We start from the raw sequence: 13,559 nt of genomic DNA, 5'->3' as shown, positions 1-13,559 counted from the left end.
CCGGCACTCGTTGTCTGGGTGACTCTCCGGCACGGCTTTCGCTGGGTGGGCCGGGCCTGGTCATGGGAGTCGCATCCGCTCGATGACGCGCCCGGCGCCGCCCGGTTGATTGTGCCGCTTCGCCGGGAACGTATTCGCGACGTCGGCCAGTGCACTCCAACCGAAAGCCACCCGGAAACTCTCCCGAGAGCCTGCGGAGGGGTGACCTGACGAGGAGTAGCACTCTGGTTCCCTCGGGCGGGCGCTCCGCAGTTCTACAAGCGCTCTTTGAACCGAGTTGCATTGTTTTCGTGGGACAAAAATCTCTAATTGATTGGCGAAGTAGCTCCTTCTCGGAGAAGGCCGCATATATGCATTCGCCCAGCTCACGTGATAGGCGGCTAGTAATAGACCTGTAACTTGAAAGATAGGTGACCAGTCCAGAGGGCCGACCTAATCTGACAACCTCGCGTAGCTAGTTGCTTCCTCTGAGTAAGGGTTGCTGGTCGGTGAGGATTGTTTCGCCATGCCCAAAATGGGTGTTGCGTCGGGTGGGGGCGCTCTCCGCCGCGGTTATCGCTGTGACCGCCTGCCAGGCGGGTGACCACGCAACCGAGCCGGGCCGTACGGCGGCGCCTTCTGTCGCACCTATGCAAACGCCGTCTCGCTCCATGAGCGAGGACGCGGTCGTGGCCGTATACCGCGATCTCTATCCCGCCGGCCAGCGCGCCGAACAGACCCCGCCCGAGGAACGCAGAGCGATCCTGGAGGATGTCGCCACCCAGCCACTGCTGGACCGGATGCTCCGAGGGATCGCGGCACTTCGCGTGACTAGACGCGTCACCTGGGGCACACCCGTCATCCATGCCTTCGACGTGGAGATCAAGGATGACCGGGCGACTCTCCACGACTGCCAGGACGGCACCAAGTCTGGCCAGGCGGACGACAAGACGGGAGAGCGTCTCACCCATGGCAAGAGTGGCACTCACCTGATCGCCACGCTTCAGACGGGCGAGGACGGAGTCTGGCGGGTCTCGAAAGTGGAACAGGTGAAAGCGCCTTGCTCGCCCGTGGCCTGAGCTCCGTTTTCGTAGTCGCGCTGACCGCCGCTCCACTTGGGGACGGAGATGGGGTCGAGGTATCAACCCAATCTGCGGGTTACATCATTTCGGGGACGCAGGTGCCCCGGCCCGGCGCGACAGCCTCCGCTGGAAAACGATCCGGGGTGACGTGCGCCTACACGCCCTGGGCGGTTGACGGGCAGAAGAATGGCGGTCTCGAATTCGTCGACCCCGGCAGTAATCCCAACGATAAGCCGTCCGGCAAAGGTGCCTACTACCTGGTCGAATGCTCCGACGGGTACCGGGATGTCGTCTGGATCCCGAAAAAGCTCGACCCGGCGGCCACGCCTGAGCAGCTCGCTCGCCAAGCGTTCAAGCTGATCCCGATCAAGCCGCCGAAAGTGCTCACCGCGCCACCTCGCGGCAACGATGGTCTCGTCGGCCTTCCGCACTGGTTCTACCTGGCCCGAGGTGAGTGGATGGCCAGGTCAAAGCGGCTGCGAGCAGGTGCCGTCTGGGCAGAGGCCACCGCGACACCGCAGAGGATGACCGTCAGTCCCGGCGACGGGCAGACGATCACCTGCGATGGCCCCGGCAACACGTATAACCCCGCCAAGCCCGCCGACGAGCAGCATTCCACCTGCTCTTACCGATATCTCCATCCGGGGAGTGCCTACCAGGCGACCGTGACCGTGACCTGGGGCGGCACCTGGCGCGGCTCCGGTGGAACGGGAGGCACGCTGCCGCCCATCACCCGATCGGTCACGTTCCCGATTCGCGTCGTCGAAGCGCAGACCCTCGTCACGAAGGAGTAGTTCCATGCTCCACCGGCTTACGCCGAACCTGGAACAGGGTCACGTCTCGCACGTACGCCCGCTCCCAGGAAGACGCCGCCCGATGATGCTCGTGGCGAGCGTCGCGTTGACAGCTCTCGGCGCGCTCATCGCCTGGGAGGTGTACGGCGTCGCCGGTCACCAGACGCCCGTGCTCGTCATGGCCCGCGACGTCCCCATCGGGCAGCAGCTCCAGGCGCAGGACCTGAGAACCGTGGCCATGGGCATGGACCCCGCGGTCCACTCGTTGAACGCCGCCGACAAGAACACGGTGATCGGCAAACAGGCCGCTGTGGATCTCAAAGCCGGGAGCCTCCTCGCACCCGACCAGGTCGCCGAAACTCTCACTCCGGCACCGAACCAGGTCGTCGTGCCCCTCGCGCTGAAGGCGAGCCAGCTTCCGGCCAGGGGTATCCAGCCCGGCGACCGCGTGGTGGCCACCGCCGTGCTTCCCAGTGCGCAGGAAGGGCAGAGCGGCCGGTTCTCCGTGGACCACCTCGCCCAGGTCGATCGTGTCGGCCAGCCAGACGCCGATGGGCTCATCGTGGTGGATCTCGTCGTCCCGGCAGCGGACGGTACAGCTCTCGCTCGCCAGGCGGCCATGGGGAAGATCGCGATCGTGCTCCAGTCCAGGGCGGAGTGACGCGATGCTGATCGTGCTCTGCTCGGGCGGGCACAGCCCAGGAGCGACGACGACCGGGCTCGCGTTGACCCTCGCCTGGCCACGAGAGGTCCTGTTCGCCGAATGTGATCCCGCGGGCGGCAGCCTGCTGTCCGGGTATCTGCTTGGTCAGCCTCGAGAGCGCGGGCTGGGCGAATGGGCGGTCCAGCTCCGGCGTGGAGCCGATCCCGAAAGGGCGCTCGGTGAGCAGGTCCACCATCTGGCCGGTCCCGAGAGCCGGCGGATCCTTCCTGGCCTCGCCGAGCCGGCCCAGGTGACGTCGGTCCAGCCGCTGTGGCCCGGCATCGCCGATACCTTCACCGCGATTCCCGGTGATGTCATCGTGGACATCGGAAGGGCCGGCGGATCCGATACGCCCACGCCGTTGCTGACTCGCGCCGACCAAGTGCTCGTCGTAGCACGGCCCACCCTCATGGACCTGTCGGCGGTGGCGCCACGTCTTCAGGAGATCAAGGCGTTGCGTGGTCCCCGACCTGATCCACGCGTGCTGCTCGTGGGCGCGGGGCCGTACAGCCGGAAGGAAGTAGCCAAAGCGCTCGACACGGAGGTAGCCGATCACCTCCCGCATGATCCGCGAGCGGCCACGGTTCTGTCCCACGGCGTCGGCAACGAGCGGCACGTTCCGCGTTCCCTGCTGCTGAGGGCTGCCCGCTCGCTCGCCGAGGACCTACGAGCCCAAGTGGTACAGGACGAGGTGACAGCGCGATGAGCTTCGATCCCGTGAGCGCGGTCCGGGAGATCCTGCCCAGGGTGACCGAGGCACTGGACGGCGCAGGCATGACCGGTGACGACGCCATACGCGAATACGCGAAGGCGGCCATCACCGAGCTGGTCCGTGAGTATGTGGACAGCCATGCGTTGGCGGGCAAGCGTGTGCCTAGCTTGGTGGAGGAACGACTTCTCACTCAGGCCGTCTACGACGAGATCTTCGAGCTGGGACGCCTGCAGCCGTTCGTCAACGATCCCGACGTAGAGAACATCGACGTCAACGGCTGCGACCAGGTGTGGATCACCTATTCCGACGGCCGCAAGGTTCTCGGCCCGCCGTGTGCCGACAGCGATGAGGAACTTGTGGAGAACGTCCGCAGGTGGGCCGCCTATCAGGGGCAGACCGCCCGGGACTTCTCCATAGCCAGGCCCCGCCTCCACCTGTCGGTCGGACATCGGACCCGCATGGCGGCCCTGATGGGCGTCACGCCTCGTCCCTCACTGTCGATCCGCCGGCATGGAATGCTCGACGCCGACCTTGACGACCTGGTCTTGAACGGCACCGTGGACAAGGGGCTCCGCGCGTTTCTCGGAGCCGCGGTACGTGCCCACAAAGACATTGTGATCACCGGTGGTATGGGGGACGGCAAGACCACCTTCGCCCGCGCCCTCGCCGGTGAGATAGACCCAGACGAACGCATCGCCACCGTGGAGAAGGAGTACGAACTCTTCCTCCACCTCCAGCCCGACCGCCACCGCGACGTGCTCGCCCTGGAGGCCCGCGAGGGCAACACCGAGGGTCTGGGTGAGATCACAATGCACCAGCTCATCGAGGATGCGCTCCGGTTCAACGCCCGCCGCATCATCGTCGGCGAGGTGCGCGGCGACGAGATGGTGCCGATGTTGGAGGCGATGAACACCGGCGGCAACGGTTCCATCTGCACCATGCACGCCGACTCGGCCGACCAGGTGTTCGCCCGGATGCTCATTCTCGCTGGATCGGGCGGTCTGGCCATCGCCCCAGACACGCTGTTTTGCACGATCGGCATGGCCGTGGACTTTGTGATCCACCTGCGACACGAGCTGCGCCACGACATGGAGGGGCTGATCAACCGACGCTATGTCGCCGAGGTCAATGAAGTGCTGCCGCCTGGCGACGGTATAGAGCCCGCCGTCAACCATGTCTACGTCCCCGGACTGGACGGGCGTGCCGTACCCAACACGATCCCGCAGTGCGTGGACGAGCTGGTGGCTGCGGGATTCGACCCGGACATGTTCGTGCCCCGCGCCTGGAGCGGAGGCTTGCCATGATGCAGTGGCTTGCCGCGTTGGCTGGGGCGACGCTGGTCGCAGGGCCGCTGCTTGCCGTCGCTGGAGCACGCCGAGCGCCGGTACGGTCCCCGCGCCCGTCGCGTCGACGGCTACCACGGATTCCGGTCGTCCCAACGGTCTCGGCTCTGGGCGCGTTCGCCCTGACGTTGTGGCTGACCAGCTGGCCGGTCGCTGCGGTCGGGGCCGCGGTAGGCGCCGTGGTGTTGCCGCGCATGCTGACCAACCGCGAGACCACCCGCAGCATCGAGCGGCTCGAAGCGCTGGAGGCATGGACTCGCCACCTCGCCGACGTACTCGGAGGCAGCGCAGGCATTGAGGAGGCATTGCAGTCGAGCGCGGAGAAGCCACCGCAGGCCATCTCGGCCGAGGTTCGAGCGCTGGCGCGGCGGCTCGCGTTCCGCACTCCGACCGAGCAGGCCCTCCGGGCGTTCGCCGATGATCTGAACGATCCGACCGGAGACGTGATCGCCGCCGCGCTGATCCTGGCCAGTCGAGCACGAGGCCGGGGGATACGCGAGGTCCTGCAAGGACTGGCGCGTACGGTCGCCAAGGACGTGGCGGCGCGGCGAGAGATCGACGCCGAGCGCGCCACCCACCGCACCACCGCACGGTGGGTCATCGGCGCGCTGCTCGGCTACACCGCTTTCGCGCTGCTCAATCGAACCTACGTCGCGCCGTTCGGCACCGTCAGCGGACAGCTCGTGCTCGCCATCGTGATCTCCCTGTACGCGGGCGCCTTCGCGTGGTTGTACCGCCTGGCCAGGCCACCGAAGGGGCATCGTTTCCTCAACCCGTCGGGAGATCAGTCGTGATCGGGCTCGTGCTGGCTTCTGGCGCTCTCATCGGTCTCGGTGCGTCGCTCGCGGTCGCCGTGTTGCTTCCTGCTCCTCCCGCGCTCGCACCTGCGATGGAACGGCTCAGGCCGGGCGCGAGCCGTGCGAAGCCGGACGCAGACTGGCGCGCCACCCTGGCCAGGAAGCTCGGTGGAACGGTGGTCGATGCGCGCGTCCCGCGCGCGGATCTGGCGCTGCTGGGCAAGACGGCCGACGACTACCTCGCCCAGAAAGTCATGATGCTCGTGCTCGGGGCGGCCGGCCCGACCGTGTTCTGGGCCTGGTGCGCGCTGCTTGGTGTCACCCTGCCCTGGGCGGTTTCCTGGGGGGCCTGCCTGGCCTTCGCCGTAGCGGTGTTCTTTGCTCCTGACGCATCGGTTCGCGGCCAGGCCGCTGAGGCGCGCAAGGCATTCAGACAGGCGATCGTCGCTTATCTGGATCTAGTGGCCCTTGCCCGCGCCGCTGGAGCGGGACCCGCTGACGCGCTGGAATCTGCGGCGAAGGTCGGTGACGGGTGGACGTTTAGGCGGCTCGGTCTAGCCCTGGATCCGGCACGACGGGCCACCGGCAGTGCGTGGGATGAACTCGCCCGGCTTTCACACGAGATCGATGTTCCCGAGCTTGCTGAGCTGGCAGCGATCGCCGGGCTTGCGGGCACCCGGGGAGCCGGCATCCTCGACACCCTCATGGCCAAGGCCCAGTCCTTGCGCGAGGTGGAGTTGTCGGCCGAAGTCTCCAAAGCCAGATCCCGCACCGAGACGATGACCGTCCCGATGGCCCTGTCAGTCATCGGGTTTCTGCTGCTGCTCGGCTATCCCGCCTTCGCGCGTATGGCCGGGGGCTGACTTCCGGGGGTAATCATGATGATCAATCGACGCGTGCTCGCCATGTGGGTTCGGCTCGGGGAGTGCATGTCCCTTCCCGAGCGGCATGCCGTCCGGCGCGGTCTGAACTCCGACCGGGGAGCTTCCACGCTGGAGTGGGTGATCATCGCCGCCGTCGTGTTTCTCCTCGCCATCGCTGCCGGAGCGAAGATCACAGGGGTGGTCAACGAACAGTTGGACAAGATCGGATGACTGGGCGCGAGCGTGGGTCGGCGACGCTGGAGGCCGTGGTGGTCTATCCGGTGGTGCTTCTGTTGATCATGCTCGCGGTGAACACCGCGCTGTGGTTCCACGCCAGGAACATCGCCCTTTCGGCGGCGCAGGAAGGGCTGCGAGTCGCCCGCGCACACGGCTCCAGCTTGTCGGCAGGGCAGGTGACGGCGGAACGTTTCGCCCGGCAGGTCGGCGGATCGTTCCTCCTGTCGCCGGCGGTGAACGTCGGCCGCACCGAAGACACGGTGGTGGTGACGGTTCGGGGACAGGCGGTCAGCCTGGTTCCGTTGCTCGATCTCACAGTCGACCAGGTCGCCCGAGCCCCCATGGAGAAGTGGACGTCCGAATGACGCTGTATTCCGATCGCGGCTCCGTGGCACTGGAGACGGCGATCATCGCGCCCGCCATGCTGGCCATGCTGGTGATGATGATCGCGCTAGGGCGCATCGCCATCGCGCACGGTGCCATCGACGCCGCCTCCAGGGACGCGGCCCGGCAGGCATCCATCGCCCGCAACCCGGATTCGGCGCGCTCAGCCGCGCTATCGAGCGCGCAGGCGGCCCTCATGCGCGAGGGGCTGGCTTGCTCTCCCTCCGTGGACGTCGACACCAGAGCCTTCTCCGAACCCGTCGGCAAACCCGCCGCCGTAACGGCCACTGTGACCTGCGAGATCGACCTGGCCGACATCGCGCTACCAGGAATGCCGGGCTCCAAAACACTGACCAGCAGCTTCGCCAGCCCGATCGACCCCTTCCGCGCGAGAGGCGATCAATCGTGAACCTGTCCGACGATCGGGGTTCCGTCACGGCCTTCGCGGTGGTGTTCGCTCTCGCACTGCTGATCTGCGCCGGACTCGTCGTGGACGGCGGGGCGAAGATCCAGGCATACCGCGAGGCATACGCGGTCGCAGAGGAAACCGCGCGTGCAGGAGCGGGACAGATCGACCTCGACCGTGCCTACGCGCAAGGCGGCCGATTCGAGATCGACACCTCCAAGGCGTTGGCTGCCGCGCGAGACTACCTCGGCTCCGGCGGCCACTCCGGCAGCGTCACGATGGTCGGGGGCCGGACGGTGCACGTCAGCGTCACCGTCTCCAAGCCGACGAAGCTCGTGTCCCTGGTCGGCATCGGCAGCGTTACCGCGACGGCGAAGGCGTCCGCGCGAATGTTCCAGGGCATCGAGCAAGGAAGACCATGACGATGAACGGGCTGCGCCATCCAATCCTCAGCAAGGTCGCGGCGGTCACAGTGCTCGCGGCACTGTTGGTCGGCATGCCCACTGTCCTGCTTGTCTTCTTCTGGCCGGTGGACGTGCCCACCGTCGACGACATCGTCACTCCCGCCGAACCCGTTGTCATCAAGGCGCTGTTGCTTGGGATCGTGTGGACCTGCTGGGCGCTGTTCGCCTGCGCAGTCCTCGTGGAGTTGGTCGGCACGTTGCGCGCGACGCAAAGCCGAGTGCGCATGCCGTTCCAACGGTTCGCGGCGCATCTGATCACCACGATCACCTTGGCCGCTACAACCCCCGTTGCCGCCACACGCGGAGTTGTTCCGGCCGGGCCGGTCTCCATCACACCTGCAGTGATGCCTGAGCACTCATTGGCCGCGGCGGAACCGAACATCGCCGAGACAGCGAAGCCGTACAAGACCTATGTGGTCAAGCCCCGGGACACCCTCTGGGAGATCGCCAGAAAGCATCTCGGTGAGCCGATGCGTTATCAAGAGATCATCGTGCTGAACCAGGGACGCGTCATGGACGACGGCCAGACCTTCACCAGAGGGGACTGGCTGAGACCTGGATGGACTCTGAGACTGCCCATTGACGCCGCCACTCTGAACACGGAACACAAGACATCTGAGCGAATTCAGACCGTCGGACCTGGCGAAACTCTGTGGGGAATCGCCGAGGAGCGCCTCGGAGACGGCCAGCGGTACCGAGAGATCTTCAAGCTGAACGAGGGCCGCGTACAGCCCGGCGGAGTGCGGCTCACTGACCCGGATGTGCTCGAAGCTGGCTGGCGCCTGATCCTTCCCGAACGCGAACAGGATGCGCGGAAGCCCGTATCGCACCGTCCGGCCGTTTCTCACCGTCCAGACCTTTCGCCCCGGCCTATGGAGCCCATGCCGCGTGCCGAGGAGCCTGCCGCACCGGCATCATCGGACGTGGTCGCGCTGCCTGGAGGCGGGATGGTGGCGCTGTCCTTCGCCACGGGGGTCGCAGTCGCACTGGCCTCAGCCAGACTTCGTCTGCGGCGGCGGGTGACTGTTCGCGATGTCGACGAGCCCGTCAGCGTGCTCGCACCGGAACCAGAAGTGCCAGCCGTACGGGCACTGGAGCGGGCGCACCAACGAAGCTATGCCGAATCCGACGAGATGCCGCCCGACGACTTCGAACTGGTCACGTCATCCTTCTCGATCGTTCCGCCCATCTTGCTGAAGGTCGGAACTTGCGGAGAAGTTCCGGTGTCGCTGGAGCTGTCCGGCTTGAATCTGGCACTGGTAGGGCCGGGAGCCGACGCCTGCGTCAGGGCCCTCGTTCTCGATCTCCTGACCCAGGCGGACCAGCACCGCTCTGAGATCGTCGTGCCTCGTGAGGATGCTGTCCGGTGGTTCGGTGAGTCCCTCACGGCATTGACGGGCCACCTACCTGGGCTTCGGCTGGTACCTGCGCTGGACAATGCGATCGATCATCTGGAAGCCCAGTTTGTGGCCCGGCGCCGCATCCTGCGTGACTCCGACGCAGGAGACATACCCGAACTGCGTGATTCAGAGCTCGACGAGCCGTTGCCCGCGCTACTGCTGACCGCCTGCTCCCAGGACGGCAACGCTTACTTGGACACGCTCATGGGGCTCGCGTCCAGTTTTGGCATCGGAACCCTGCTGGTCGGACGATCCACGTCAGGAACGACCTGCGAGGTCGGCCCGGACTACCGCGTGACGGAAGCGACCGGTGCGCTGGCGAAAGAACTCGATGACGCCACACTGTTCCACCTGCCTGAGGAAGCAGCGAGCGCGGTGCTCCACAAGCTCGCGTCCGGGAACGGCATGGCCACGGAAGAGCCCACCAGGAACGCTGACCTTGTCGATCCCCCACCTGGTACGGCAGAGCAGCGAGTGCGGCTCAGCATCGTCGGAGAGCCCGTCATCGAGATCGACGGCCGCGTTCTGGACATCGCCGGGCGCACCAAAGCTCTGGAACTCTTCGTGCTGCTCGCCCTGCATCCAAACGGTCTGGACCGCGAGGAGATCTGCGAATACCTGTGGCCGGACGTTGAAGAGACGCTGGCCAGTTACCGCTTCCACAGCGCACTGAAGGATCTACGCGTAGCCCTACGCGAGTCCACAGGCATGGGCGACAAGGATGCGAATTTCGTCGAACGGAGCGGCAAGTCCTACCGCATCGAGGCTCGACACGTTGAGGTCGACCTGTGGACCTTCCACCGGGCGCTCGCCGACGCACGTACGGCTACCGACGAGGACGCCAAGGTGGTCGCGTTGGAGGCGGTCGCCGGCCTGTGCCGGGGACGGCTGGGGCAAGGGCTCAAGTACGACTGGCTTGACCAGGACCACCGGTGGCCGCTCACAGTGGCAAGCGTCAAGTCGCTCCTTCAGCTCGGGACGCTGCACGAACGAGCAGGCCGGAGCGAGCGGGCACTGGAAGTCTTCGACCAGGCGTGCGCGCTCGACCCGGACATGGAAAGTGCGGTGGCGGCGACCGTCCGCCTCCTGTTCCAACTCGGCCGCATTGACGAGGCCCGGTTGCGTGTACGGCACTTCAAGAGCCGACTCGATGCCCTAGGTGTCGCTGCTTCTCCCCAGACCCAAGCAATCTTCGACAAAGTGATTCGTCGGGCTCAACAGTGAGCGGTTCATCAGTTCGCGGTCATGTGTTTCACACCCACAAAGTGATGGGGCGGCCGTGAGCCTGTGGAAGGTGAAACGACCGTCGGCGTGCGCGAAGCCTTTGCGTCGCTCGGGGTCGCTGGCGGGCTGGATCTCGAAGCGCGCGGCTCGTTGCCGACAGTGCCGTCCCAGAGGCGGACCGCTCTTGTCATCCGGTCAATCAGTTCCGTAGGCGAGATTGTGCTGGTCAACGACAGCCGCATCGTGTCCTTGTGGTCGTCCAGTGTCGAGTCCGCGACATGCCCCTGCAGATTGCCGACTCAGCGGTCAAGTTGGCGGTGCCCTGCGATCCGAACCGCACCCGCCGACCAGAGCCTGCGCCGCCGCGCACATGCAGCACTAGCGATCGCCTGGCCAGCCTTGGTGCCGAGTTGGGGCGATCATCGGGCCTGGACTTTGTTTCTCAGCCGAGGCCTACGGGCCGACCACGTTCATCGCGCCGACGGTGACGGTTGGGTGTCAACGCGATCGTCTGGCTGTTCGTGTTGTCGTTGATGTGCGAATCTCCGGTCGCGGGTGAGGAGGCGAGCATGAACAACAGCAAGTGGCAGGAACGTCGTGTACTGATCAGTGTGGTTGGCTTGGCCGCTCTAGGGGCGACTGCGGCGGTTTTGACGGCGTTCAAAGTGACCGATCCGTGGGCGATCAGCGTGGCCGCCGTCGGAGTGGCTGTGGTGACAGTGCTGTCCGGGCTAGTTCAGGAGCATTACAAGAGACTGGCAGCCCGCCGCGACGATAACGCGCTGAGAGTGCAAGACGGGTGCCTGGTTATGCCGAATGGGCGTCTGCCCAAGGTGGTGCAGATTGACGATCCAGTACGGCTGGGAGTACATCCCGCCCTCGTGCTTTCGTCCTTTCCTGACGAGCGACCGCCGGTGTATGTCCCGCGTGATGTAGATGAGATGGTGCGGGAACGGCTGGCCGACGGGGGGTTCGTACTGCTGGTCGGGGACTCCACCGCGGGCAAGTCCCGCACTGCCTTTGAAGCCATGCGCGCCACCCTGCCTAACCATCTCCTGATCGCACCGCACGACCGCACTGCGCTGCCTACCGCTATCGAGCACGCCGCACGCGCCGATAGCTGCGTGCTGTGGTTATCGGATTTGGAACACTACTTGGGCACTGGAGGGCTAACCCGCGAGCACATCGCACGCTTGACCAGCGGCAAAGGTCACCGGATCATCCTGGCCACGTTGCGCAGCGCGGAGCAAACGCGCCTTACCAGCCCTTCGACCGACAACGACCAAGTCGCGCGATCAACCTCACGCGAAATCCAAGAGACTCTGGAACAGGCCGTTCCCGTACGCCTCGCCCGTATGTTCAGCCCTGACGAGCTGGACCGTGCCCGATCACGCACGTGGGACCCTCGGATAGCGTCCGCCGTACGCAAGGCCGACGAGTTTGGCATCGCCGAGTACCTGGCCTCCGGTCCGGAGCTGCAACGGGATTTGGATGATGCGTGGGATGTGGGCGTCAACCCTCGGGGCGCGGCGTTAGTCGCCGCAGCCATCGACTGCCGCCGCGCTGGGTACAGCAGCCCAGCCTCCCGACAACTGCTAGAGAGACTGCACAAGACCTATCTCGACGCTAAAGGCGGTCATCGACTAAGACCTGAATCGCCGGAGCAAGCATGGGAGTGGGCCACTCGTCCCCGTCGGGCCACCACCGCCTTACTGACGCCCATGCCCAGTCCCGAAAGCGACCGTGTGGCGGTATTTGACTACCTCGTTGACCTGATGCAGCAGCGGGAAGGACCGCTCGCTAAAGTGCCCGAGGCGCTGATCCGCTGCGCTCTTGAACATGTCGAACAGACTGAGGACGCGGACCAGATCGCTTTGATCGCCGAACGTCAAGGCCGCTACCAGCTCGCTGAAGAGGCATGGCGGACGTCTCTCACCCTGCGTCGTGGGGAACTAGGTGAGGAACATCCCCACACGTTGATCAGCCGGGGCAATCTGGCAAGCGTCCTCGGGAAGCTAGGGCGATTTGAGGAGGCCGAAGCTGAGCACCGCGCCGTCCTGGCCATACTCCGTCGGGTGCTGGGTGAAGAGCACTCTCTCACGTTAAACAGTCGCAATAACCGGGCGAGTGTGCTGGGGAAGATGGGGCGGTTGCAAGACGCTGAGGCTGAGCACCGCGCCGAGTTGGCCATCTGCCGCCGAGTGTTAGGTGAAGAGCACTCCCACACGTTGACCAGCCGGGACAACCTCGCGCTGACGTTGAGGGATCTCGGGCGGTTGGAGGAGGCCGAGGCTGAGCATCGCGCCGTGCTGACGATACGCCGCCGGGTACTGGGTGAGGAGCACGTGGACACGTTGGCGAGCCGCAACAATTTGGCGCTCTCGCTAGGGGGTCTGGGGCGGCTGGAGGACGCTGAGGCTGAGTTCCGCATCGTGGTGGATCTCTGCCGCCGAGTACTGGGTGAAGAGCACCCGGAGATGCTGAACATCCGCAACAACCTGGCGAGTGTGCTGGGCGATCTTGGGCGACTGCAAGAGGCGGAGGCCGAGTACCGCGCCGTGTTGGACGTCTGCCGGCGACTACTTGGTGAAGAGCACCCCCATACGTTGAACAGTCGAGGCAATTTGGCCAGCGTGCTGGGCGATCTGGGGCGGTTGAAGGAGGCCGAGGCGGAGTACCGCATCGTGGTGAACCTCTACCAACGGGTGCTTGGTCAGGAGCATCTGCACACATTGATCAACCGGGGCAACTTCGCGCGCGTGCTGAGGAAGCTGGGGCGGCTGAAGGAGGCCGAGGCGGAAAACCTATCCGTGCTGGCGATACGACGCCGGACACTGGGTGAGGAGCACCCTGATACGTTGAACAGCCGCAACAACCTTGCTCACGTGCTGGAGGATCTGGGGCGGTTGGAGGAGGCGGAGGCTGAGTTCCGCATCGTGGTGGATCTCTGTCGGCGGGTGTTGGGTGAGGAGCACCCCCACACGTTGACGAGCCGGGGCAACTTCGCGCGCGTACTGAGGAAGCGAGGGCGGTTGGAAGAGGCCGAGGCTTAGTGGTCTCGTCTGGAAGTCTTTCGGGGGTTGACGGACTGAGACCGGTCGTGCTCAGTACGTGGTTCGCTGCGGCGACCCTGCCCTGTCCGCCGAAGATGCCGAAGATGCCGAAGATACT

The 13,559-nt window shown here is 65.5% G+C and carries 13 protein-coding genes; all 13 read left to right on the top strand.

What is annotated here, in order from left to right:
• Nucleotides 1-650: 650 nt before the first annotated feature.
• The 13 genes from Pka01_RS15430 to Pka01_RS15370 all read left to right on the top strand — a co-directional run bounded on the left by Pka01_RS15430 (nucleotide 651) and on the right by Pka01_RS15370 (nucleotide 13,441).
• Nucleotides 651-1,058 carry a hypothetical protein gene (locus tag Pka01_RS15430; RefSeq protein WP_203883445.1) on the top strand — a complete coding sequence of 136 codons (408 nt, stop codon included), beginning with the start codon at nucleotides 651-653 and terminating at the stop codon, nucleotides 1,056-1,058.
• 146 nt (nucleotides 1,059-1,204) lie between these two features.
• Nucleotides 1,205-1,855 carry a hypothetical protein gene (locus Pka01_RS15425; protein ID WP_203883444.1) on the top strand — a complete coding sequence of 217 codons (651 nt, stop codon included), beginning with the start codon at nucleotides 1,205-1,207 and terminating at the stop codon, nucleotides 1,853-1,855.
• 4 nt (nucleotides 1,856-1,859) lie between these two features.
• Nucleotides 1,860-2,516: an SAF domain-containing protein gene (locus Pka01_RS15420; RefSeq protein WP_203883443.1), complete on the top strand. Its 657-nt coding sequence runs from the start codon at nucleotides 1,860-1,862 to the stop codon at nucleotides 2,514-2,516.
• A 4-nt stretch (nucleotides 2,517-2,520) separates the two neighbouring features.
• Nucleotides 2,521-3,264 carry a MinD/ParA family ATP-binding protein gene (locus Pka01_RS15415; RefSeq protein ID WP_203883442.1) on the top strand — a complete coding sequence of 248 codons (744 nt, stop codon included), beginning with the start codon at nucleotides 2,521-2,523 and terminating at the stop codon, nucleotides 3,262-3,264.
• Entirely contained in the window at nucleotides 3,261-4,574 is a 1,314-nt protein-coding gene (locus Pka01_RS15410; RefSeq protein WP_203883441.1) for a TadA family conjugal transfer-associated ATPase, read from the top strand. The genes Pka01_RS15415 and Pka01_RS15410 overlap by 4 nt, the downstream gene beginning before the upstream one ends.
• 233 nt (nucleotides 4,575-4,807) lie before the next feature.
• Complete coding sequence (locus Pka01_RS15405; protein ID WP_203883440.1) at nucleotides 4,808-5,407, top strand: type II secretion system F family protein; 600 nt, start codon at nucleotides 4,808-4,810, stop codon at nucleotides 5,405-5,407.
• Complete coding sequence (locus Pka01_RS15400; RefSeq protein ID WP_203883439.1) at nucleotides 5,404-6,273, top strand: type II secretion system F family protein; 870 nt, start codon at nucleotides 5,404-5,406, stop codon at nucleotides 6,271-6,273. The genes Pka01_RS15405 and Pka01_RS15400 overlap by 4 nt, the downstream gene beginning before the upstream one ends.
• A gap of 15 nt (nucleotides 6,274-6,288) precedes the next feature.
• Nucleotides 6,289-6,504: a Flp family type IVb pilin gene (locus Pka01_RS15395; protein WP_203883438.1), complete on the top strand. Its 216-nt coding sequence runs from the start codon at nucleotides 6,289-6,291 to the stop codon at nucleotides 6,502-6,504.
• Nucleotides 6,501-6,875, top strand: a complete 375-nt coding sequence (locus Pka01_RS15390) for a TadE/TadG family type IV pilus assembly protein (protein WP_203883437.1) — start codon at nucleotides 6,501-6,503, stop codon at nucleotides 6,873-6,875. The genes Pka01_RS15395 and Pka01_RS15390 overlap by 4 nt, the downstream gene beginning before the upstream one ends.
• On the top strand, nucleotides 6,872-7,303 hold the full coding sequence (locus Pka01_RS15385) for a TadE/TadG family type IV pilus assembly protein (protein WP_203883436.1): 432 nt from the start codon (nucleotides 6,872-6,874) through the stop codon (nucleotides 7,301-7,303). The genes Pka01_RS15390 and Pka01_RS15385 overlap by 4 nt, the downstream gene beginning before the upstream one ends.
• Nucleotides 7,300-7,722, top strand: coding sequence for a pilus assembly protein TadG-related protein (locus tag Pka01_RS15380; RefSeq protein WP_203883435.1), 423 nt, complete (start codon nucleotides 7,300-7,302; stop codon nucleotides 7,720-7,722). The genes Pka01_RS15385 and Pka01_RS15380 overlap by 4 nt, the downstream gene beginning before the upstream one ends.
• Nucleotides 7,719-10,388, top strand: coding sequence for a LysM peptidoglycan-binding domain-containing protein (locus Pka01_RS15375; protein ID WP_203883434.1), 2,670 nt, complete (start codon nucleotides 7,719-7,721; stop codon nucleotides 10,386-10,388). Before Pka01_RS15380 ends, Pka01_RS15375 begins: the two co-directional genes overlap by 4 nt.
• A gap of 569 nt (nucleotides 10,389-10,957) precedes the next feature.
• On the top strand, nucleotides 10,958-13,441 hold the full coding sequence (locus Pka01_RS15370) for a tetratricopeptide repeat protein (protein WP_203883433.1): 2,484 nt from the start codon (nucleotides 10,958-10,960) through the stop codon (nucleotides 13,439-13,441).
• Nucleotides 13,442-13,559: the final 118 nt, after the last annotated feature.

The sequence above is a fragment of the Planotetraspora kaengkrachanensis genome, assembly GCF_016862895.1.
GTDB classification, from domain to species: domain Bacteria; phylum Actinomycetota; class Actinomycetes; order Streptosporangiales; family Streptosporangiaceae; genus Planotetraspora; species Planotetraspora kaengkrachanensis.
The sequence above is the reverse complement of the archived record's forward strand: the minus strand, read 5'-3'. Positions and strand labels throughout refer to the sequence as shown.

Bases quoted from the DNA above. Each gene is read 5' to 3' on its own strand.
- Pka01_RS15420 (WP_203883443.1), top strand. From the start codon at position 1,860: ATGCTCCACCGGCTTACGCCGAACCTGGAACAGGGTCACGTCTCGCAC.
- Pka01_RS15410 (WP_203883441.1), top strand. From the start codon at position 3,261: ATGAGCTTCGATCCCGTGAGCGCGGTCCGGGAGATCCTGCCCAGGGTG.
- Pka01_RS15375 (WP_203883434.1), top strand. From the start codon at position 7,719: ATGACGATGAACGGGCTGCGCCATCCAATCCTCAGCAAGGTCGCGGCG.
- Pka01_RS15415 (WP_203883442.1), top strand. From the start codon at position 2,521: ATGCTGATCGTGCTCTGCTCGGGCGGGCACAGCCCAGGAGCGACGACG.
- Pka01_RS15390 (WP_203883437.1), top strand. From the start codon at position 6,501: ATGACTGGGCGCGAGCGTGGGTCGGCGACGCTGGAGGCCGTGGTGGTC.
- Pka01_RS15430 (WP_203883445.1), top strand. From the start codon at position 651: ATGAGCGAGGACGCGGTCGTGGCCGTATACCGCGATCTCTATCCCGCC.
- Pka01_RS15405 (WP_203883440.1), top strand. From the start codon at position 4,808: ATGCTGACCAACCGCGAGACCACCCGCAGCATCGAGCGGCTCGAAGCG.
- Pka01_RS15395 (WP_203883438.1), top strand. From the start codon at position 6,289: ATGATGATCAATCGACGCGTGCTCGCCATGTGGGTTCGGCTCGGGGAG.
- Pka01_RS15385 (WP_203883436.1), top strand. From the start codon at position 6,872: ATGACGCTGTATTCCGATCGCGGCTCCGTGGCACTGGAGACGGCGATC.
- Pka01_RS15370 (WP_203883433.1), top strand. From the start codon at position 10,958: ATGAACAACAGCAAGTGGCAGGAACGTCGTGTACTGATCAGTGTGGTT.